The 18,800-nt window shown below is 60.4% G+C and carries 18 protein-coding genes; 11 read left to right on the forward strand and 7 right to left on the reverse strand.

Annotated features, from left to right (window positions below):
* Positions 1–218 precede the first annotated feature (218 nt).
* The 9 genes from argH (at position 219) to PMI27_RS21750 (ending at position 9,882) form a co-directional block, all read left to right on the forward strand.
* The gene (argH, locus tag PMI27_RS21790) at positions 219–1,646 is read left to right on the forward strand and encodes an argininosuccinate lyase (RefSeq protein ID WP_008155302.1); all 1,428 of its coding nucleotides are present in this window, start codon (positions 219–221) and stop codon (positions 1,644–1,646) included.
* Between the two features lie 148 nt (positions 1,647–1,794).
* Positions 1,795–2,673, forward strand: coding sequence for an amino acid ABC transporter permease (locus PMI27_RS21785; protein WP_008155300.1), 879 nt, complete (start codon positions 1,795–1,797; stop codon positions 2,671–2,673).
* A gap of 10 nt (positions 2,674–2,683) precedes the next feature.
* A complete protein-coding gene (locus PMI27_RS21780) occupies positions 2,684–3,448 on the forward strand; it encodes an amino acid ABC transporter ATP-binding protein (protein ID WP_008155299.1) in 765 nt (254 codons plus the stop codon).
* Positions 3,449–3,487: 39 nt separating this feature from the next.
* Positions 3,488–4,312: an ABC transporter substrate-binding protein gene (locus PMI27_RS21775; RefSeq protein ID WP_008155297.1), complete on the forward strand. Its 825-nt coding sequence runs from the start codon at positions 3,488–3,490 to the stop codon at positions 4,310–4,312.
* A gap of 237 nt (positions 4,313–4,549) precedes the next feature.
* The gene (locus tag PMI27_RS21770; protein WP_008155295.1) at positions 4,550–5,398 is read left to right on the forward strand and encodes a polysaccharide deacetylase family protein; all 849 of its coding nucleotides are present in this window, start codon (positions 4,550–4,552) and stop codon (positions 5,396–5,398) included.
* On the forward strand, positions 5,391–6,278 hold the full coding sequence (locus PMI27_RS21765) for a polysaccharide deacetylase family protein (RefSeq protein WP_008155293.1): 888 nt from the start codon (positions 5,391–5,393) through the stop codon (positions 6,276–6,278). Before PMI27_RS21770 ends, PMI27_RS21765 begins: the two co-directional genes overlap by 8 nt.
* Positions 6,275–7,639 (forward strand): MmgE/PrpD family protein, encoded by a 1,365-nt coding sequence (locus tag PMI27_RS21760; protein WP_008155291.1) that lies wholly within the window; start codon positions 6,275–6,277, stop codon positions 7,637–7,639. The genes PMI27_RS21765 and PMI27_RS21760 overlap by 4 nt, the downstream gene beginning before the upstream one ends.
* Positions 7,640–7,848: 209 nt before the next feature.
* Positions 7,849–9,027, forward strand: a complete 1,179-nt coding sequence (locus PMI27_RS21755) for an MFS transporter (RefSeq protein ID WP_033053100.1) — start codon at positions 7,849–7,851, stop codon at positions 9,025–9,027.
* A gap of 159 nt (positions 9,028–9,186) precedes the next feature.
* Positions 9,187–9,882, forward strand: a complete 696-nt coding sequence (locus tag PMI27_RS21750) for an HPP family protein (protein WP_008155287.1) — start codon at positions 9,187–9,189, stop codon at positions 9,880–9,882.
* Between the two features lie 96 nt (positions 9,883–9,978).
* Here PMI27_RS21750 and astA read toward each other — a convergent pair whose 3' ends face one another.
* The 7 genes from astA to PMI27_RS21715 all read right to left on the reverse strand — a co-directional run bounded on the left by astA (position 9,979) and on the right by PMI27_RS21715 (position 15,788).
* Positions 9,979–11,013 (reverse strand): arginine N-succinyltransferase, encoded by a 1,035-nt coding sequence (astA, locus tag PMI27_RS21745; RefSeq protein ID WP_008155285.1) that lies wholly within the window; start codon positions 11,011–11,013, stop codon positions 9,979–9,981.
* Positions 11,010–11,948: a citrulline utilization hydrolase CtlX gene (gene ctlX / locus PMI27_RS21740; protein WP_008155283.1), complete on the reverse strand. Its 939-nt coding sequence runs from the start codon at positions 11,946–11,948 to the stop codon at positions 11,010–11,012. The genes astA and ctlX overlap by 4 nt, the downstream gene beginning before the upstream one ends.
* A 239-nt stretch (positions 11,949–12,187) precedes the next feature.
* Entirely contained in the window at positions 12,188–12,667 is a 480-nt protein-coding gene (locus PMI27_RS21735) for an Lrp/AsnC family transcriptional regulator (RefSeq protein ID WP_007974731.1), read from the reverse strand.
* A 12-nt stretch (positions 12,668–12,679) separates the two neighbouring features.
* Positions 12,680–13,441, reverse strand: a complete 762-nt coding sequence (locus PMI27_RS21730; protein ID WP_008155281.1) for an ABC transporter ATP-binding protein — start codon at positions 13,439–13,441, stop codon at positions 12,680–12,682.
* Positions 13,442–13,497: 56 nt separating this feature from the next.
* Positions 13,498–14,208 (reverse strand): ABC transporter permease, encoded by a 711-nt coding sequence (locus tag PMI27_RS21725; RefSeq protein WP_008155279.1) that lies wholly within the window; start codon positions 14,206–14,208, stop codon positions 13,498–13,500.
* Positions 14,205–14,930, reverse strand: a complete 726-nt coding sequence (locus tag PMI27_RS21720) for an ABC transporter permease (protein ID WP_033053105.1) — start codon at positions 14,928–14,930, stop codon at positions 14,205–14,207. Before PMI27_RS21720 ends, PMI27_RS21725 begins: the two co-directional genes overlap by 4 nt.
* Before the next feature lie 75 nt (positions 14,931–15,005).
* Positions 15,006–15,788 (reverse strand): transporter substrate-binding domain-containing protein, encoded by a 783-nt coding sequence (locus tag PMI27_RS21715; protein WP_008155275.1) that lies wholly within the window; start codon positions 15,786–15,788, stop codon positions 15,006–15,008.
* 551 nt (positions 15,789–16,339) lie between these two features.
* On the opposite strand from PMI27_RS21715, the gene PMI27_RS21710 reads away from it, so the two are divergent.
* Both PMI27_RS21710 and PMI27_RS21705 read left to right on the forward strand, forming a co-directional pair.
* On the forward strand, positions 16,340–17,446 hold the full coding sequence (locus PMI27_RS21710) for an enoyl-CoA hydratase/isomerase family protein (RefSeq protein ID WP_008152688.1): 1,107 nt from the start codon (positions 16,340–16,342) through the stop codon (positions 17,444–17,446).
* Positions 17,447–17,449: 3 nt separating this feature from the next.
* Complete coding sequence (locus PMI27_RS21705; protein WP_008152689.1) at positions 17,450–18,601, forward strand: acyl-CoA dehydrogenase family protein; 1,152 nt, start codon at positions 17,450–17,452, stop codon at positions 18,599–18,601.
* Positions 18,602–18,800: the final 199 nt, after the last annotated feature.

An 18,800-nucleotide genomic window follows, 5' to 3' on the forward strand; every position in this document is an offset into this window, starting at 1 on the left:
ACTGATTTCGAACTATTAAAAGCTGACACTTCGATCAGCTCTCGCAACGATGCAACTGCCCTCTTGAAAACTGCTTAAGCCGAACCACGCCCGAATCATTTCCGGCAGATGTTCCCGGCTCTGCACACCGATCTGTAGGAGCATGGCTTGCCCGCGATGCTCTTCGGCGTAACACCAAATGAATTATTAACTTCCGAGCAACGACGAGGAAAACAACAATGTCTCAAACCACCGACCGTCTCTGGGGTGCTCGCTTCAAAAGCGGCCCGTCCGAAGCCCTGGCGGCCTTGTCCCGTTGCCCCGAGCGCTACTTTCGCCTCACCCCGTATGACCTCGCCGGTTCCAAGGCGCATGCCCGTGAATTGCAGCGCGCCGGGCTGCTGAGCGAACAAGAAACCCAGACCATGCTCGACGCTCTGGAGCGCATCGGTGATGACTTCCGCGCCGGCAGCATCGCGCCGACCCTGGACGACGAAGACGTCCACACCTTCATCGAACGCCTGCTGACCGAACGCCTCGGCGCCCTCGGCGGCAAGCTGCGCGCCGGCCGTTCGCGCAACGACCAGACCGCCAACGACCTGCGCCTGTTCCTGCGTGATCACGTCCGCACCCTGGCCGTTGAAGTCCTGGCACTTCAACAAGCCCTGGTGGATCAGGCCGAGCAGCACATCGAAAGCATCTGCCCGGGCTTCACTCACCTGCAGCAAGCCCAGCCGATCGTTTTCGCTCACCACTTGCTGGCCCACGCCCAATCCATGTTGCGCGACGTACAACGCCTGGTGGACTGGGACGTGCGCACGTCGCTGTCGCCACTCGGCGCGGCGGCCATGGCCGGTTCCGCCATCGCGCGCTTGCCGCAGCAGTCGGCCAAGGAAATGGGTTACAGCGGCGTGTGTGAAAACTCAATCGACGCCGTGGCCAGCCGCGATCACGTTGCCGAGTTCCTGTTTATCGCCAGCATGCTCGGGATCAACATTTCCCGGCTCGCCGAAGAGTTCTGCCTGTGGTCGTCGCGGCAGTTTCGCTGGGTCGCGCTGGACGATGCCTACGCTACCGGCAGCTCGATCATGCCGCAGAAGAAAAACCCGGACATCGCTGAACTGGCCCGCGGCAAGGCGGGTCGCCTGATCGGCAACCTGACCGGCCTGCTCTCCACGCTGAAATCCCTGCCGCTGTCGTACAACCGCGACTTGAGCGAAGACAAAAACGGCGTGCTCGACAGTGTCGACACCCTGTTGCTGGTGCTGCCAGCCATGGCCGGGATGGTCGCGACCATGAAGGTCAACGTCGAAGAGTTGCGTCGTCAGGCGCCACTGGGTTTCACCCTCGCCACCGAAGTCGCCGACTGGCTGGCCATGCGCGGCGTGCCGTTCAAGGAAGCTCACGAAATCACCGGTGCGCTGGTCCAGGCCTGCGAGAAACACGACATCGAATTGTGGGAAGCGTCCCCGGCACTGTTGGCCGAGATTGACCCGCGCCTGACCGCGGAAGTGCGCGACAGCCTGACCCTCGAAGCCGCCATCGCCGCCCGCAGTGGCTGGGGCGGCACCGCGCCGCAACAGGTGCGCGAGCAGATCGGACGGTTGAAAACCGCCCTCGCCGCCCAGCAAGCGTGGACCGAAAATTATCAAGGTTTCCGGCTCTGAAGCAGGACACAAAACCTGTGGGAGCGAGCCTGCTCGCGATAGCGGTATGACATTCAACACCCCTGTGCCTGACCCGCCGCCATCGCGAGCAGGCTCACTCCTACAGGGATTGTGTGTGACCTGAAACACCAGTGTACGGAGAAGCAACATGAGCCAGACTCAGGCAGAACGACTCCAGTCGGAGCGCAAACTGGCGGAAAACCAGTTCGATATCACCCAGTACCACCATGTGCCACGGCGTTACTACGGGCGGATTTTCTTCGCCACCGTGATCGTCATTGCGATTCTCGGACTGGTGCGAGCCTTCGCCGAAGGCAAGATCGAGTGGTCTTACATCGGCCAGTTCCTCACTTCCCAGGCGATCATTTGGGGCTTGCTCAACACCATCGTCATGGCGGTGCTGGCGATGGCGTTGGGCATTGTTTTCGGGGTGATCACGGCGATCATGCGCATGTCGGCCAACCCGATCCTGCGCTACGTGGCGGTGACCTACACCTGGCTGTTCCGCGGTACGCCGCTGATCCTGCAACTGCTGTTGTGGTTCAACCTGGCGCTGATCTTCCCCACCATCGGCATCCCCGGCCTGTTCGAAATGGACACCGTGAGCCTGATGACCCCGTTCGTGGCCGCCCTCCTCGGCTTGAGCATCAACCAGGGCGCCTACACCGCCGAAGTGGTGCGTGCCGGCCTGCTGTCGGTGGACACCGGCCAGTACGAAGCCGCCAAGTCGATCGGCATGCCGCGCCTGCAAGCGCTGCGCCGGATCATCCTGCCGCAAGCCATGCGGGTGATCATTCCGCCGGTCGGTAACGAGTTCATCGGCATGGTGAAAATGACCTCGCTGGCGAGCGTCATCCAGTACTCGGAACTGCTCTACAACGCCCAGAACATCTACTACGCCAATGCCCGGGTCATGGAGCTGCTGATCGTCGCCGGTATCTGGTACCTGGCCACGGTCACCGTCCTGTCCTTCGGTCAAAGCCGTCTGGAGCGTCGTTTCGCTCGCGGCGCCGGCAAGCGTTCTTGAGGAGCCCCACATGAGAAGCATCGTCAAGGCTGTGAGCCTGAACAAGTACTACGACCATTTCCACGCGCTCAAGGACATCAACATCGAAGTCGAGCAAGGCGAAGTGCTGTGCATCATCGGCCCGTCCGGCTCCGGCAAAAGCACCTTGCTGCGTTGCATCAACCAGCTGGAAAAAATCGACAAGGGTGGTCTTTGGGTCGACGGCGAACTGGTGGGATACCGGATCGTCGGCAACAAGCTGCACGAACTCAACGAATCGCAGATCGCCCGTCAACGCCTCTCCACCGGCATGGTGTTCCAGCGCTTCAACCTGTTCCCGCACATGACTGTGCTGCAAAACATCATCGAAGGGCCATGCCAGGTGCTCAAGCGTTCGCCCAAAGAAGCGCACGAAGAAGCCTTGGAATTGCTCGCTCGCGTCGGCCTGGCCGACAAGCGCAACAGCTACCCGATCGAACTGTCGGGTGGGCAGCAACAACGCGTCGCCATTGCCCGAGCACTGGCCATGCGGCCCAAGCTGATGCTGTTCGATGAACCCACTTCGGCACTCGACCCGGAACTGGTCGGTGAGGTGCTGTCGGTGATGCGCGATCTGGCGCAAACCGGCATGACCATGATCGTCGTCACCCATGAACTGGGCTTCGCTCGCGAAGTTTCCAACCGCATGGTGTTCATGGACGGCGGGCAGATCGTGGAGGCTGGAAGCCCCGAAGAAATACTAATAAGTCCGCAAAACCCGCGCACCCAAAGCTTCATTTCTGCCGTTCGAACCTAAGCGTCCTTTGGCGCTCACAACACTCATAAGAGAACGACCATGAAGAACATCGTTATTCCAGCAGTACTCGCAGGCGTTATGGCTTCCAGCTTCACCTGGGCCGCCGAGCTACCGGCCAGCATCAAAGCAAAAGGCGAGGTCGTGGTAGCGATCATGCCGAACTACCCGCCGATGGACTTCAAGGACCCGGCCACCAACACCCTCACGGGTCTCGACTATGACCTGGGCAATGCCCTGGCCGAACGTCTGGGCGTGAAGATCAAATGGCAGGAAACCGGTTTCGAGCAAATGATCAATGCGCTGACCACCGACCGCGTGGACATGGTGATGTCGGGCATGACCGACACTGCCGAACGTCAGGCCAGCGTGACCTTCGTTGACTACTTCACCAGCGGCCCGCAGTTCTACACCTTGCAGAAGAACAAGGATTTCAACGAGATCATTGATTTGTGTGGCAAGAAAGTCGGCACCAGCCGCCGCACCACCTTCCCGGCGGAAATCGCCGAGTGGAGCAAGGCCAACTGCGAAGCCGCCGGCAAGCCTGCGATCAACGTGATCGGCACCGAAGGCTCGGCCGATGCCCGCGCGCAACTGCGTCAGAGTCGTATCGACGCCGCCATGCAGGGTAGCGAGACCTTGCCCTACCTGAAGACTCAGGAAAAGGACATGTACAAAACCGTGGGCCTGCCGATTTCCAAGCAGTTCACCGGGCTGGGTGTGAGCAAGAAAAAGCCTGAGCTGAGTGAGGCGGTGAAAGTGGCGATGCAGAGCATGGTCGATGACGGCAGCTACCAGACGATCCTGAAGAAGTGGGACCTGGAACTGGGTGCGATCAAGACTGTGACCATCAACGCCGGCAAGTAATCTGGTTCGAAATCGCCCCCTCACCCCAACCCTCTCCCCAGGGGGTAGAGGGAGCTGACCGAGGTGATCTTTCGAGGTACTGCGACCTGAGATATCGAGTTGAACTCAGGTTTGAAAACGCTGGAGATCGGCCCCCTTTCCCCCTCTCCCCTCTGGGGCGGTCCGACGTTTCGGGAGGGTTGGGGTGAGGGGTCGATTTTGACCGCACCAACGATCAACAACCGGAGCGCAACACCCATGTCCTCCTCACCCCAACCCACCTGGCCCGACCAGCACAAAGCCTGCCTCGCCCTGGCCTTCGACCTCGACGGCCCGACCGGCGATGCCATGCTCAACGGTTCGATCTGGCACAAACCCGAGTACTTCGGTTTTGGCGGTTACGGCCCTTACCGCGCCCTGCCACGAATCCTCGATGTGCTCGACGAGTACCAAATCCCGACGACGTTCTTCGTCCCGGCCTGGGTCGTGGAGAACTGGCCGAAACAGTGCCAGGCGATTGTCGAGCGCGGGCATGAAGTGGCCTACCACGGCTACAAACACGAATCCTTTTACGCCCTGACGCTGGAACAGCAAAAGGACGTGATGAAGAAATCCCGCGAGGTGTTCTGGAAGCACTTGAACATCCGCGCCGAAGGGTTTCGCACCCCGTCCGGTGACTGGCGGGCCGAAACCCCGGCGATGCTGGTGGAGGCCGGCGTGACCTACTCCAGCAGCATGCGCGGTGATGACCGGCCGTACCTGGTAAAAGTGCCGGGGCACGAAACACCGTTGGTGGAAATCCCCGGTCGCTGGGAAATGGACGACTACGCCTCCCTCGCCTACACCCGCGCGCCGGACTTTCCTTCCGGGCTGGACCGCACCGCCAGCTACGCGCTGACCCTCGATAACTGGTGCCGCGAATACGACGGTGCCATGAACGAAGGGCTGTGCCTGACCACTCTGTTCCACCCCAAGATCACCGGCAAACCAGGACGCATCCTGCTGCTGGAAAAACTCTTCGAACACATGCGCCAGCGCGATGACGTGTGGTTCGCCACGTGCCGCGATGTCGCCCAGTGGTGGCTGAAGGAGCATCACCATGGCTGATTCCACTGTCTGGCCCAAAGGCTACCGCTGCGCCGTGGTACTGACCGTCGATTACAACGACATCCACGGCATCCTCACCCAGGCCCCGGAAGTCGCCGGGCGCGACAAGACGCTGTCGGTCTGGCGCTATGGCACCCAACGCGGCGTCGACCGTTTGCTCGGTTTGTTCGAAGAACTGGGGGTTTCCAGCAGCTGGTTTGTGCCCGGTATCGTCGCCGAGGAAAACCCCGGGCACATTCGGGCAATCCAGGCCGGTGGACATGAGATCGCCTGCGCCGGTTATCGCCATCAGCACTACGACAACCTGAGTCTCAACGAGCAAAGCGCCGAGATGGCCAAAGGCTGTGAGGCGTTGACCGCGCTGACTGGCCAGCGCCCGACGGGGTTTCGCATCCCGGCCGGCAACGGTGCGCCGGGCTTCATCGAGGCGTTGAAGGATCACGGCATTCGCTGGTCATCGTCGTGGCGCGGTGATGATTTGCCATTCGTTCATCCGACGGCGCCCGAAGTCATTGAGTTGCCGTTGCACTACGAACTGGAAGACGAACCCTACTTCGCCTTCAACCTGAGCCCGGCCGTGCCCCCGGCGCAATCGCGGATCGCCTCTTACAGCCACACCCTGGGCAACCTGCAAATGGACTTCGCCGGGTTTCACCGGTTTGGTTTGTGTTATGTGCTGCGGCTGCACCCGGAGATCATTGCTACGCCCGGGCGGATTGGCGTGTTGCGCGAGTTGCTGGAGGGGATTCAACAGCACGATGACGTGTGGATTGCCACGGGCGCTGAGGTCGCTCAATGGTGGGCTGAATCGGCGCTGCCGGTGACCGAGGACCATCCGGCGGCCGTGTATGAGCGGCATTATCGGGATTACCTTTCATGAGTGAGCGGATGCAGCGATTGGCGCAGTTCTGCGTCGACACCCGATTCGAAGACTTGCCGCCCGCACTGGTGGCCCAAGCCAAGCGGCACATACTCGACACCTTCGGCGCGACCCTGGCCGGGGCTGGCAGCGATGTCGCGAAGCAGGCACGGCAGGTCTTCGACGGTGAAACCGGGAGCACGTTGATCTGGGGCACCGATCAGCGCACCGGCGCGGCTCAGGCCGCCATGCTCAATGGTGTCGCCGCCCACGCCCTGGAACTCGACGACACCGGCGGCTGCGACCATTCCGGCGCGGTGGTGCTGCCGGCAGTCATGTCTGCGGTGGCGATGTCCGGAAAACCGGTGAATGGCCGGGAGTTGATCACTGCCGTGGTGATTGGCTACGAAATCGGCCGTCGGGTGCTCGAAGCCTGCGGCAGCTATTCCGCCCACAACGGCGCCGGCTGGCACTCCACCGCCACCTGCGGCGTGTTCGGTGCGGCGGCGGCCAGTGCGCGAATTCTCGGACTGGATACCGCGAAAACCGTCTCGGCGCTGGGCATTGCCGGCAGTTTCAGCGGGGGGTTATGGGCGTTTATCCACGACGGCTCGCAAAGCAAAAAACTTCACAGTGGTCGTGCCGCCGAGGGTGGATTGCTGGCGGCGCGTTTTGCCCAACGAGGCATCACCGGGCCGACCCGATTATTCGATGATGTCTGGGGCGGATTTCTCAAGACCCTGGCCGGTGAGACTGCACAACCTGACGCGCTGGATGCCGATCTGGGCGTCGTATGGAAACTTGCTCGCTGTTCGATCAAACCTTATGCCGCATGCCGCGGAACGCATTCAGCCATTGATGCGCTAGGGCTGTTGCTGGATCAGTTGCAGGTCAGCGCGGATCAGGTCGAGGATGTCCGGGTGTCGTTGTGCGGGTTTCTGCAGGACATGTGCGGCGGGCGAGACGTCGGTACGCTGGCGGCGGCGCAGATGAGCCTGCCGTATGCCCTCGCGGCCCGGCTGGTGCAGGGTCATTGCCGGCTGGAGGCGTATGACGATGAACAACGACGCGATCCACGGATTGCTCACTTGATGTCACATATCTGTCTTGAAGTGGACCCGCAACTGTCAGAGGATGGCGAGCCCGTCGTCAGCGTGCGGACCGTGGACGGTCGGCAAGCGAGCCTGTGTGTCGACCCGCCGCTGGGTGCGCCGGGCAATCCGTTGAGTGATGCGGCGCTGGAGGAGAAGTTTTTCAGTCTGGCGGTGCGGGTGATGCCGCGGGAGCAGGCTGGAGAACTGCTTGAGCAGTTGTGGCGGGTTGAAGAGTTGGAATCTATAGAGGCTCTGGGTGCATGGCTTGGGGGTTTGGGTGGTCGTTAAAACCACCCCTCACCCCAACCCTCTCCCCAAGGGGGAGAGGGGGAAAGGGGGCCGATCTTCATGCTGTTCAAAGCCTGAGTTCGACTCGGAATTTCAGGTCGATGTAACTCGAAAAACACCTCGATCAGTCCCCTCTACCCTCTGGGGAGAGGGTTAGGGTGAGGGGTGGATCCCAAGCCAAATACCAAAATAAGGACATCCGCACCACCGTGGCCACTTACTCACTCGTTATCCGCCGGTTGATGATCGTTTCGCTGACCATCGTCGTCAGCCGCGCCATCACCAGCCCGCTGCTGACGTTGTTCCTGAGCAACAAACTCGGCCTCAACCAACAGGATGTCGGCTTGCTGCTGGGCATCGCAGTGTTTATCGCCACCCTGCTCGCGCTCTACGGCGGTTACATCATCGACCGCCTCGAAAAGCGCCGGCTACTGATCCTGGCGATGCTCTCCAGCGCCATTGGCTTCGTGCTCCTGACCTTCGCCGACAACCTCTACCTGACCACCGCCACCCTGGTGATCACCGAAACCGCCTCGGCGCTGTTTCTGATCGGCTCGAAGGCAATCCTCAGCGAAAACCTGCCCATGGGCCAGCGTGCCAAGGCGTTTTCCCTGCGCTACACCTTGACCAACATCGGCTACGCCACCGGTCCGATGCTGGGCGTGGTGATTGCCGGGGTGTATCCGATTGCACCGTTCCTGATCGCCGGCGGCATCGCGTTCTTCAGTATTTTCCTGATGATCGGGATACCGAAGGACTCGGCCCAGACACCCGCAATCGGCCAGCCCCAGAGTTTTCTCAAGACGCTGGTCACCCTGAAAAACGACCGCACGCTGATCATGTTCACCTGTGGCTGCCTGCTCAGTACCGTGGTCCACGGCCGTTTCACACTGTACCTGTCGCAATACCTGCTGGTGACCCACGACTCCAAACGGGCACTGGAAACCATGGCCGCCCTGCTCGCCTGCAACGCGATCAGCGTGATCCTGCTGCAATACCAGATCGGCCGCTTCCTCAAGCGCGAACAATTGCGTTACTGGATCGCGGGCGGTACCAGTCTGTTCATCGTCGGGTTGATCGGCTTCAGCCTGGCCGACAGCCTGGTGAGCTGGTGCGTGGCCATGTTCATCTTCACCCTTGGTGAAATGATCATTTACCCCGCCGAATTCCTCTTCGTCGACACCTTGGCCCCGGAAGAACTGCGCGGTAGTTATTACGGCGCGCAAAACCTCGCGGCCCTCGGCGGTGCGTTGAGCCCGGTGATTTGCGGTTTCCTGCTGATGCACACCCCGGCGCCAACGATGTTTTATGCCCTGAGCGCGCTGACCGCCATGGGCGGTTTCCTGTGTTTCATGAGTGGTCGTCGGGTGGCTTTACAGCAAAATTAATGCACTGAAACTGCATTAATATGAATTTGTCAGCATCGGGAATGAACGGCACACTGTGCTCGTTCCTCCCCCAATAGTTGGAACAACTTCAAGGGCTTTCTGGGTATCCCAGCTAAGCCTTTTTTTTGCCTCGGTTTTTTTCAACGGATCGTCTGCCTCATGTTTGCTCGCTGGTTTCCCGCCGCCATCAACACTCGCCCCTCCGAATGGAGCCGCGCCGCGATCGGCATGTCCTTGGGCACGATGTTCAGCGTCTGGCTCTGCAGCCAGGTATTCGGCATGCAAGTGGCGCAACACCTGATCGGCCCGCTGGGTGCCTCGGCCGTGTTGCTGTTCGCAGTGTCCTCCGGCGCCCTCGCCCAGCCCTGGTCGATTCTTGGCGGCTACCTCAGCGCCGGGGTGGTTTCGCTGCTGGTCGCTCACGTGCTCGGACGAACCCTTGGCAGCGCCTGTCTGGCGGCGGGCATGGCGCTGATTCTGATGTGCTGGCTGCGTTGCCTGCACCCACCGGCCGGGGCCTTGGCGTTGCTGTTGGTGTTGGCAGACCCGGCGACCATTGCCCTCGACTGGAAAGCCCTCGGCCCGGTGATGCTCAGCGGATCAACCATGTTGCTCAGCGCCCTGGCCTACAACAACCTGACGCGCATTCGTTACCCAAAACGTCCCGCTGAACCGGCACCGATGATGCCCGTCCCCGACAGCCAGGCGATCACTGCCCAGGACCTGAAGCTGGCCCTGGCGGACATGGAAGCCTTCTTCGACGTCACCCCGGAAGACCTTGAACAGTTGATCCATGCGAGCGAACTGCACGCCAAACGCCGCAGCATTGGTGATGTGTTTTCCAGTAAGGGTTGAAGATCAAAAGTTCGCAGCCTGCGGTGCTCCTACATTGAAATGCAATCCCCTGTAGGAGCTGCCGCAGGCTGCGATCTTTTGCTTTTAAGATTTTATCTAGGCTGCTGACTGTTGCCGTGCAGGCACCGCCAGACTGACCGCGCGCACCGATGAACCGGCACTCAACCCCAAACTCTTCGCAGTTGCTGCATCGACTATCAACGTCCCGGCAGCCACCCGCGCCGGTGCCGCGGTAATCCGGCACTCGGCAAATTGACGGTTATGAATCAGGTATGTCGCCGCCTGCTCACCCGGTGTGCCAATGCTCAGTTGCAGCACCTGACTGTCGCGCACTGCGCGGATATCCCCGGTGGCGCATTCGATCAGCGGGCCGCCGTCGAAGATGTCGATGTAATCGCGGTGTTCGAATCCTTCAGCCTTGAGCATGCCCAGCGCCGGTTCGGTGTTGGGGTGAACACGACCGATGACGGTTCGCGCCGCTTCCGGCAACAGGCAGGTCGGCAGCGGAAACTTGGGCATCAGCTCGGCGATGAACGTCTTGTTACCCAGCCCGGTCAGGTAGTCGGCATCGGCAAAGTCCATTTTGAAGAAGTGCCGACCCAGGCCTTCCCAGAACGGTGAAACGCCCTCTGCGTCCGAGTAACCGCGCATCTCGGCGATGACCTTCTCCCCGAAATGCTGACGAAACTCCGCCAGAAACAGAAACCGCGCCTTGGACAGCAAGCGCCCGTTCAGACCGCTGCGGTGATCGGCATGCAGAAACAGCGAACACAGCTCTGAGTGACCGGTCATGTCGTTACCGAGGAACAACGTCGGCAACTGCTGATTGATCCCGAGGTTTTTCGAGGCCGCGACAAACAGGCCCAGTCGATAGTTGTACCAGGGCTCACGCAGGCCGACGGCACCGGCCAGTGCGCAAATGCCGATGGCTTCATGCTGGTCATTCTCCAGCACAAACAGGTAATCGGCATCGGCGCGTTCGGCCTCGCCGGCGAAGGTTTTCGCCGCCCATTCCAGACGCTGGCGCAGACGCCCTGCGTCGGCCGGCAAAGTGGTCAAACCGGTTCCGGCGCTATGGGCCAGGGCTAACAGTGCCGGCAGGTCTGCCGGTGTGGCTGGACGAACGATCATCGCATTTGCTCCTGGGTAGCCAGATGTTTGGACAGAAAGACCTCGGCCAGCATGCAGCGCGCGCTGCCGCCGCCAATTCGCTCGATGGTGTCGATGTTCACGGGGAGTGGCGTGGTGTGGGTTTCGATCAGGCGACGTTGCGCGGCATCCAGCGATTGCCAGGCCGTGCGCGACATCACCAGCAAGGGTTCGCCCGCAGCGTTGTGGACTTCCAGCATGTTGCCGGCGAAAGATTCCAGCTGCGCCCAGTTCAAGGCAATCACCTGCTTGCCGCTGTCTTCCAGGCGTTTACGCAGGGCCAGGCGTTCGGCCGGGTGCGTGACCGACGCCAGGCACGCCACGGCCAGGCGCGTGCCGACACTCATCATCACGTTGGTGTGGTATATCGCGACGCCCTGGCGGTCCACCGCATTGAAGGCGCACAGCTCGTAACCCAAATGACTGACCACCTGGTCCAGGGCGCGGGCATGGGTGCGGGTGGAGTAACCGGCGTAGCAAATCCGCTGCTGACGATCCAGCACCATGCTGCCGGTGCCTTCGAGGAACACTTCCTGCTGTTCGAGGCTGGAAAGGTCCAGCAACTGCTCGACCCGGTACTCGTCCCGCAGCCAGTCGAGCACGCCTTTGTCCCGTTCCAGACGCCGGTTATGGCCCTGCATCGGGTACAGCACCAATGTGCCGTCGGGATGGCTGCTCCACCAGTTGTTGGGGAAGATCGAATCCGGGGTATGCGGCGCTTCGCGGTCGTTGTGCACCATGACCTCGACACCGTGGTGACGCAGCGCGGCAACGTAGCCATCGAACTCTTGCAGGGCCTTGAGCTGCACGTCTTCGCTGACGGCGGCCGGCTGCTGGAAACGGTTGTTCGCCGCCGTGTCCTGATTGAAGGAGAAACGTGTCGGGCGAATCATCAAAACGGTATTGGTGGTTTGCATGGGCACAGATTCAATGAGGGTTAAGAGGTACTCATTGTCTGTTTCGGCGCCGGGAAAACCCGGTTGATAAGGGGCTGCGGCGTGATGGAAACGGCTGAAAAACGTGTGTGGGTCAGCCGATTCGGCGAGCACCGAAATGCAAAAGATCGCAGCCTTCGGCAGCTCCTACGGGATCGGGTTTTCACGCGGTCAATGTAGGAGCTGCCGAAGGCTGCGATCTTTTGATCTTGATCTTGCTTCTATTCCATCGTGGTCTTGACCATCGCCAATTCCGGATGGCTGACCAACTTGTCGATGTGCAAATCCGGATCATCGAACCAGACTTCGGTCAGCACCCGATAGTGCTCCATGTCCCGGCAACGCATGCGCAAGCTGTAGTCGAACGCGCCGCTGATCAACCGACATTCCAGCACCTGCGGACAGGCGCGGACCTTGGCTTCGAACGCCTTTTGCGCCGCCCGCCCACTCTGGTTCGACAACGCAACCAGTACCAGCAACGACAAGCCTGGTGTCAGTTTCTTTTCATCGAGAATCGCGCCATACCCACGAATGACCCCGAGCTGTTCGAGCTTGCGCACCCGTTCCAGGCACGGCCTGGGCGTCAGGTGCACGCGCTCGGAAAGCTTTTGATAAGTGATGCGCCCTTCGTGGCGCAGCACTTCGATGATTGCCTGATCGATACGATCAAGCACGATCGACAGATCGCGGATATCCGCCATGTACGTCTTGCCTCACTTCAAACGACCCGATAGAAATTGCTGCAAACGTTCACTTTTTGGCTGGTCGAGGATCGTAGCGTCACCCTGCTCCTCGACCTTCCCTTGATGCAAGAACAACACCTGACTGGAAACCTGCCGGGCAAACCCCATCTCGTGGGTCACCATCAACATGGTACGGCCTTCTTCGGCCAGCGCCTGAATTACCTTCAACACCTCACCCACCAATTCCGGATCGAGTGCCGAAGTCGGCTCGTCGAACAACAGAATCTCCGGTTCCACCGCCAGGGCACGCGCGATTGCCACCCGTTGTTGTTGCCCACCGGACAGAAATGCCGGGTATTGATCGGCCACTCGTTGTGGCAGACCGACCTTGTCCAGATAGGCCCGTGCACTCTCTTCGGCGGCCTTGCGGCTGATCCCCAGCACCCGACACGGCGCCAGCACAATGTTCTCCAGCACCGTCAGATGGCTCCACAGATTGAAATGCTGGAACACCATCGCCAGGCGCGTGCGCAAACGCTGCAATTGCGCCGGATGAGCGACGCGCATGCCACCGGCACCCGGGCGCGTGATGACGCGCTCGCCGTCCAGCTCAATGGCGCCTTCGTCCGCACGTTCCAGAAAGTTGATGCAGCGCAGCATCGTGCTTTTACCCGAGCCGCTGGCGCCGATCATGCTCACCACATCGCCTGCCCGTGCATTCAACGAGACGCCCTTGAGCACTTCGTTGTCACCAAAACGTTTATACAGATTTTCAACCGTGAGTTTGTACATGTCAGCACTCCTGGAGCGGTGCGCATGGCGGCACCGCTCTGGACAGAAAATGGGATTCAGTGAGTCGGGCCGAGAAAACTCAGCCAGCGCTTCTCTGCCAGGCGGAAGGCTCCGACCAGGCCGAACGACAGCGCGAGGTACAGCAGGCCGGCAATGCCGAATGCCTGGAAGGTCATGAAGGTCGCGGCATTGGCGTCCCGGGCGATTTTGAGGATGTCCGGAATGGTGGCGGTGAACGCCACTGAGGTTGCGTGCAACATCAGGATCACTTCGTTGCTGTAATACGGCAGTGCCCGGCGCAATGCCGAAGGCAGAATCAGCCGCAGGTACAGGCGCCAACCGCTCAAGCCATACGCATGGGCGGCCTCGATTTCACCGTAGGGAATGCTGCGAATCGCCCCGGCGAAGATTTCCACGGTGTAGGCGCAAGTGTTGAGCGTGAACGCGAGCAAGGTGCAATTCATCGCATCGCGAAAAAATGCTTCGAGCAGCGGTTGCGAGCGCACCACGGCGATGCCGTAGATCCCGCTGTAGCAAATCAGCAACTGGATATACAGCGGCGTGCCGCGAAACACATAAGTGAAGAGCTGAACCGGCCAGCGCAGCAGGCCCCAGCGCGAGGTGCGCATGATCGCCAATGGCAACGACAGGAAGAACCCCATCACAATGCTCGCCACCAGCAGCCACAACGTCATGGCCAACCCGGTGAGGCTGTAGCCGTCGCTGAACAGAAAGGGTTTCCAGTATTCGGCAATCAACTCGATCATCGTGCCATCCCCCGCACACCCTGGTTATAGCGCCGTTCCAGCACGCGCAAAACGTAGTTCGAAGCGCTGGTGATCAGCAAATACAGCGCCCCTGCCAACAACAAGAAATCGAGCATATTGAAGGTGCTTTTACCCGCTTCCTGCGCGACCTTGACCAGGTCCGACAAACCGATGATCGACACCAGCGCCGTGGCCTTGAGCAGCACCAGCCAGTTATTGCCCAGGCTCGGCAAGGCGAAACGCATCATCTGCGGGAACACCACGAAGCGGAATCGCTGCCAGCGATTCAGACCAAAGCACGCGGCGGCTTCCTGCTGGCCGCGCGGCACGCTCAGAATCGCCCCGCGAAAGGTCTCGGTGAAATACGCGCCGTAGATAAAACCAAGGGTGATGACGCCGGCCACGAACGGATCGATTTCCATGTAGGGCCAGTCCATCGCCTCGGTCAGGCTGCTCAGCCAGCCTTGCAGGCTGTAGAAAATCAGCAGCATCAGCACCAGGTCCGGCACGCCACGGATCAGTGTCGTGTAGAAGGTCGCCGGCAGGTTCAACAGCTTCAGCGGCGACAGTTTCGCCGCCGCGCCGAGCAGGCCCAGCGCCATGCTCACCAGCAGCGAGAGCGCTGACAATTTCAGCGTGACCCAGGTTCCGTGCAGCAACAAAGGGCCATAGCCTTGCAGGGCCGAGAGATCGACCCCGATCAGATTCAGGAAGGAGTTCACGTCAATCACCTGTCTTGAGGCGCCCGCGCTCAAGCGCTGCGCCTGTTACCAGACGCAGCCTTCGGGGCGCGAGGATCAGTAGTTGTAGAGGTCTAGATCGCCGAAGTGTTTCTGCTGGATCTGTGCGTAGATACCCTTGTCATGCAGGGCCTTGATGGCGGTATTGAGCATGCCTTTGAGTTCTTCGTTGTCCTTGCGCACGCCGATGGCGATGTCGGACGGGACCAACGGGTCGCTGATGCCTTCACTGTTCTTGAAGTCAGCCCCTTGAGGGGAAGTCAAAAAGCTCATTTGCGCCTGCATCTTGTCCTGGATCGAGGCGTCGAGACGGCCAAATACCAGGTCGGCGTAGACCTGATCCTGATTCTGATACGCCCGCAGTTTCACGCCGCCGGGTGCCAGTTTGGCCTTGGCGTAGGTTTCCTGAATCGTGCCCTGCATGTAACCGATGGTCTTGCCCTGCAGCGACTCAGCGGTGGGCAACAGCCCGGAATCCTTGCGAGTGACGATGGCGGTCGGCCCGGCATACAAGCGATCGGTGAAGTCGATCTGTTTTTTGCGCGCATCGGTCACCGTCATCGACGATTCGATAGCATCGAACTTGCCCGCCTTGAGCGCCGGAATCAGCCCGTCGAAGTCATTGCTGACCCACACGCATTTCACCTTCAATTCGGCGCAGATCGCGTTGCCCAAATCCACGCCAAAGCCCTGCACGCCGCCATCGGCGGTGGTGGACTCAAAAGGCGGGTAACTCGGGTTGACGCCGAATCGCAGCTCTTTCCATTCCTTGGCGCTGGCGCCGGTGGTGCAGCACAGCAACGCGATTGCCGGCAAGGTCAGCCATTTGATGTTGATCATCTTCTTGAGTCCCGGATTATTTGGATTTATCGCGGTCTGGCGCCTGCGCCTAACCACACTTTTTGACAGGGGCAGAGAGTCGATGCGGTATTCACCGCAGCCGTATTTGTTGTTGTTTTCGACCGGTCGAGCCAGCCGTCGGAGTGCAGTCCGTTCCAGACGCATCGTCGCAAGCGCTTGAAATGGACCGTCAGAATGCCAATTGCCAGCCCGGCGCAGGTGTCGTAAGCCCCTGTTCTGACAGCCCAACTGCGCTGAACGAAGGCCTTTCACAGCCGATTCTGTCGTCGGCTATCCGTTGCAGCGCAAGATCAAAAGATCGCAGCCTTCGGCAGCTCCTACATGGACCGCATTTGCCGGGATTTTTGCGCATGAACACCCATCCCGTAGGAGCTGCCGCAGGCTGCGATCTTTTGATCTTGCTTTAAGGCAAAAACGCAAACTAACCCTGCACATATGCCGGTTGTACATCACAAATTTGCACTGTTACGATCCAGCATCGCTCGCGCGCGAGCTTCTCTATAAAGAACAATAAAAGCAGGGAGTTAGTGATGACTGCTCAGGTTTCTTCTCCGCGGACTACGTCCATGGATGCCACGCAAAACGAAGTGCTGGCCGAGGTCCGCAACCACATCGGTCACCTGACCCTCAATCGCCCCGCCGGCCTCAACGCCATTACCCTGGACATGGTGCGCAACCTGCAGCGTCAGCTCGACGCCTGGGCACTGGATCCGCACGTACACGCGGTGGTGTTGCGCGGTGCTGGCGAGAAGGCTTTCTGTGCCGGCGGCGACATCCGTTCGCTGTACGACAGTTTCAAGAACGGCGACACGCTGCACGAAGATTTCTTCGTCGAGGAATACGCCCTCGATCTCGCGATTCACCATTACCGCAAACCTGTACTCGCCTTGATGGACGGTTTTGTCCTGGGTGGCGGCATGGGCCTGGTGCAAGGCGCTGACTTGCGGGTGGTCACCGAGAAAAGTCGTCTGGCGATGCCGGAAGTGGCGATCGGTTATTTCCCGGATGTCGGTGGCAGCCATTTCCTGCCGCGCGTTCCCGGTGAACTGGGGATTTACCTTGGCGTCAGCGGCGTGCAGATCCGTGCGGCCGATGCGCTCTATTGCGGCCTGGCCGACTGGTACCTGGAAAGCGACAGGCTGGGCACTCTGGACGAGCAACTCGATCAGCTCGAATGGCACGAAACGCCATTGAAGGACCTTCAAGGTCTGCTGGCGAAACTTGCGGTGCAACAGCTACCCGACGCGCCATTGAGCGCGTTGCGCCCGGCCATCGATCACTTCTTCGCCCTGCCCGATGTGCCGAGTATTGTTGAGCAACTGCGTGAAGTAACGGTCGCCGACAGCCACGAGTGGGCCACGACCACCGCCGACCTGCTGGAAAGCCGTTCACCGTTGGCCATGGGCGTGACCCTGGAAATGCTCCGTCGTGGTCGGCACTTGAGTCTGGAAGACTGCTTCGCCCTTGAGCTGCACCTGGACCGTCAGTGGTTCGAGCGCGGCGACCTGATCGAAGGCGTACGCGCCTTGCTGATCGACAAAGACAAGAAACCGCGCTGGAACCCGCCGACCTTGCAGGCGCTGGACGCCGAGCACGTCGCGAGTTTCTTCAGCGGTTTTGAACAAAGCGGGAGCTGAGCCATGCACGATATCGAATTGAGCGAAGAGCAAGTCATGATCCGCGACATGGCCCGGGACTTTGCCCGCGGCGAAATCGCACCCCACGCCCAGGCCTGGGAAAAGGCTGGCTGGATCGACGACGGTCTGGTGGCGAAGATGGGTGAACTGGGTCTGCTGGGCATGGTGGTGCCCGAGGAATGGGGCGGCACCTATGTCGACTACGTCGCCTACGCCTTGGCCGTGGAAGAGATTTCGGCCGGTGACGGCGCCACTGGCGCACTGATGAGCATCCACAACTCCGTGGGCTGCGGTCCGGTCCTCAACTACGGCACTGAAGAACAGAAACAGACCTGGCTGCCGGATCTGGCCAGCGGTCAGGCCATCGGCTGCTTCTGCCTGACCGAACCCCAGGCCGGCTCCGAAGCCCACAACCTGCGCACCCGCGCCGAACTGCGCGATGGCCAGTGGGTGATCAACGGCGCCAAGCAATTCGTCAGCAATGGCAAACGGGCGAAACTGGCCATCGTGTTTGCGGTGACCGATCCGGACCTGGGCAAGCGCGGCATCTCGGCGTTCCTGGTGCCGACCGATACCGCGGGTTTCATCGTTGATCGCAGCGAACACAAAATGGGTATTCGCGCGTCCGATACCTGCGCGGTGACCCTGAGCAACTGCACGATTCCTGAAGCCAACCTGCTGGGTGAGCGCGGCAAAGGTCTGGCGATTGCCCTGTCGAACCTCGAAGGCGGCCGCATAGGCATCGCGGCGCAGGCGCTGGGCATTGCCCGCGCGGCATTTGAAGCGGCGCTGGCCTACTCGCGGGATCGGGTGCAGTTCAACAAGCCGATCATCGAGCACCAGAGCATCGCCAACATGCTGGCCGACATGCACACCCGGCTGAACGCGGCACGACTGCTGATCTTGCACGCTGCGCGGTTGCGCAGTGCCGGCAAGCCATGTCTGTCGGAGGCTTCACAGGCCAAATTGTTTGCGTCGGAGATGGCCGAGAAAGTGTGTTCGTCGGCGATGCAGATTCACGGCGGGTATGGGTATCTGGAGGATTACCCGGTGGAGCGTTACTACCGGGATGCGCGGATTACGCAGATTTATGAAGGGTCGAGCGAGATACAGCGGATGGTGATTGCTCGGGAGCTGAAAAACTATTTGGTGTGATGTTTGGGAATGGGGTGGCCTTTAGATCCACCCCTCACCCTAACCCTCTCCCCAGAGGGTAGAGGGGACTGACCGAGGTGTTTTTAGAGTTACATCGACCTGAAAATTCCGAGTCGAACTCAGGATTTGAAAAGCATGGAGATGGGCTCCCTTTCCCCTCTCCCCTATGGGGCGGTCCGACGTTTCGGGAGGGCTGGGG

The sequence above is a fragment of the Pseudomonas sp. GM41(2012) genome (assembly GCF_000282315.2).
GTDB lineage: Bacteria > Pseudomonadota > Gammaproteobacteria > Pseudomonadales > Pseudomonadaceae > Aquipseudomonas.

Bases quoted from the DNA above. Each gene is read 5' to 3' on its own strand.
- PMI27_RS21750 (WP_008155287.1), top strand. From the start codon at position 9,187: ATGTTTGCTCGCTGGTTTCCCGCCGCCATCAACACTCGCCCCTCCGAA.
- PMI27_RS21730 (WP_008155281.1), bottom strand. From the start codon at position 13,441: ATGTACAAACTCACGGTTGAAAATCTGTATAAACGTTTTGGTGACAAC.
- argH (WP_008155302.1), top strand. From the start codon at position 219: ATGTCTCAAACCACCGACCGTCTCTGGGGTGCTCGCTTCAAAAGCGGC.
- PMI27_RS21765 (WP_008155293.1), top strand. From the start codon at position 5,391: ATGGCTGATTCCACTGTCTGGCCCAAAGGCTACCGCTGCGCCGTGGTA.
- PMI27_RS21705 (WP_008152689.1), top strand. From the start codon at position 17,450: ATGCACGATATCGAATTGAGCGAAGAGCAAGTCATGATCCGCGACATG.
- PMI27_RS21785 (WP_008155300.1), top strand. From the start codon at position 1,795: ATGAGCCAGACTCAGGCAGAACGACTCCAGTCGGAGCGCAAACTGGCG.
- PMI27_RS21710 (WP_008152688.1), top strand. From the start codon at position 16,340: ATGACTGCTCAGGTTTCTTCTCCGCGGACTACGTCCATGGATGCCACG.
- ctlX (WP_008155283.1), bottom strand. From the start codon at position 11,948: ATGCAAACCACCAATACCGTTTTGATGATTCGCCCGACACGTTTCTCC.
- PMI27_RS21780 (WP_008155299.1), top strand. From the start codon at position 2,684: ATGAGAAGCATCGTCAAGGCTGTGAGCCTGAACAAGTACTACGACCAT.
- PMI27_RS21760 (WP_008155291.1), top strand. From the start codon at position 6,275: ATGAGTGAGCGGATGCAGCGATTGGCGCAGTTCTGCGTCGACACCCGA.
- PMI27_RS21715 (WP_008155275.1), bottom strand. From the start codon at position 15,788: ATGATCAACATCAAATGGCTGACCTTGCCGGCAATCGCGTTGCTGTGC.
- PMI27_RS21735 (WP_007974731.1), bottom strand. From the start codon at position 12,667: ATGGCGGATATCCGCGATCTGTCGATCGTGCTTGATCGTATCGATCAG.
- astA (WP_008155285.1), bottom strand. From the start codon at position 11,013: ATGATCGTTCGTCCAGCCACACCGGCAGACCTGCCGGCACTGTTAGCC.
- PMI27_RS21725 (WP_008155279.1), bottom strand. From the start codon at position 14,208: ATGATCGAGTTGATTGCCGAATACTGGAAACCCTTTCTGTTCAGCGAC.
- PMI27_RS21775 (WP_008155297.1), top strand. From the start codon at position 3,488: ATGAAGAACATCGTTATTCCAGCAGTACTCGCAGGCGTTATGGCTTCC.
- PMI27_RS21770 (WP_008155295.1), top strand. From the start codon at position 4,550: ATGTCCTCCTCACCCCAACCCACCTGGCCCGACCAGCACAAAGCCTGC.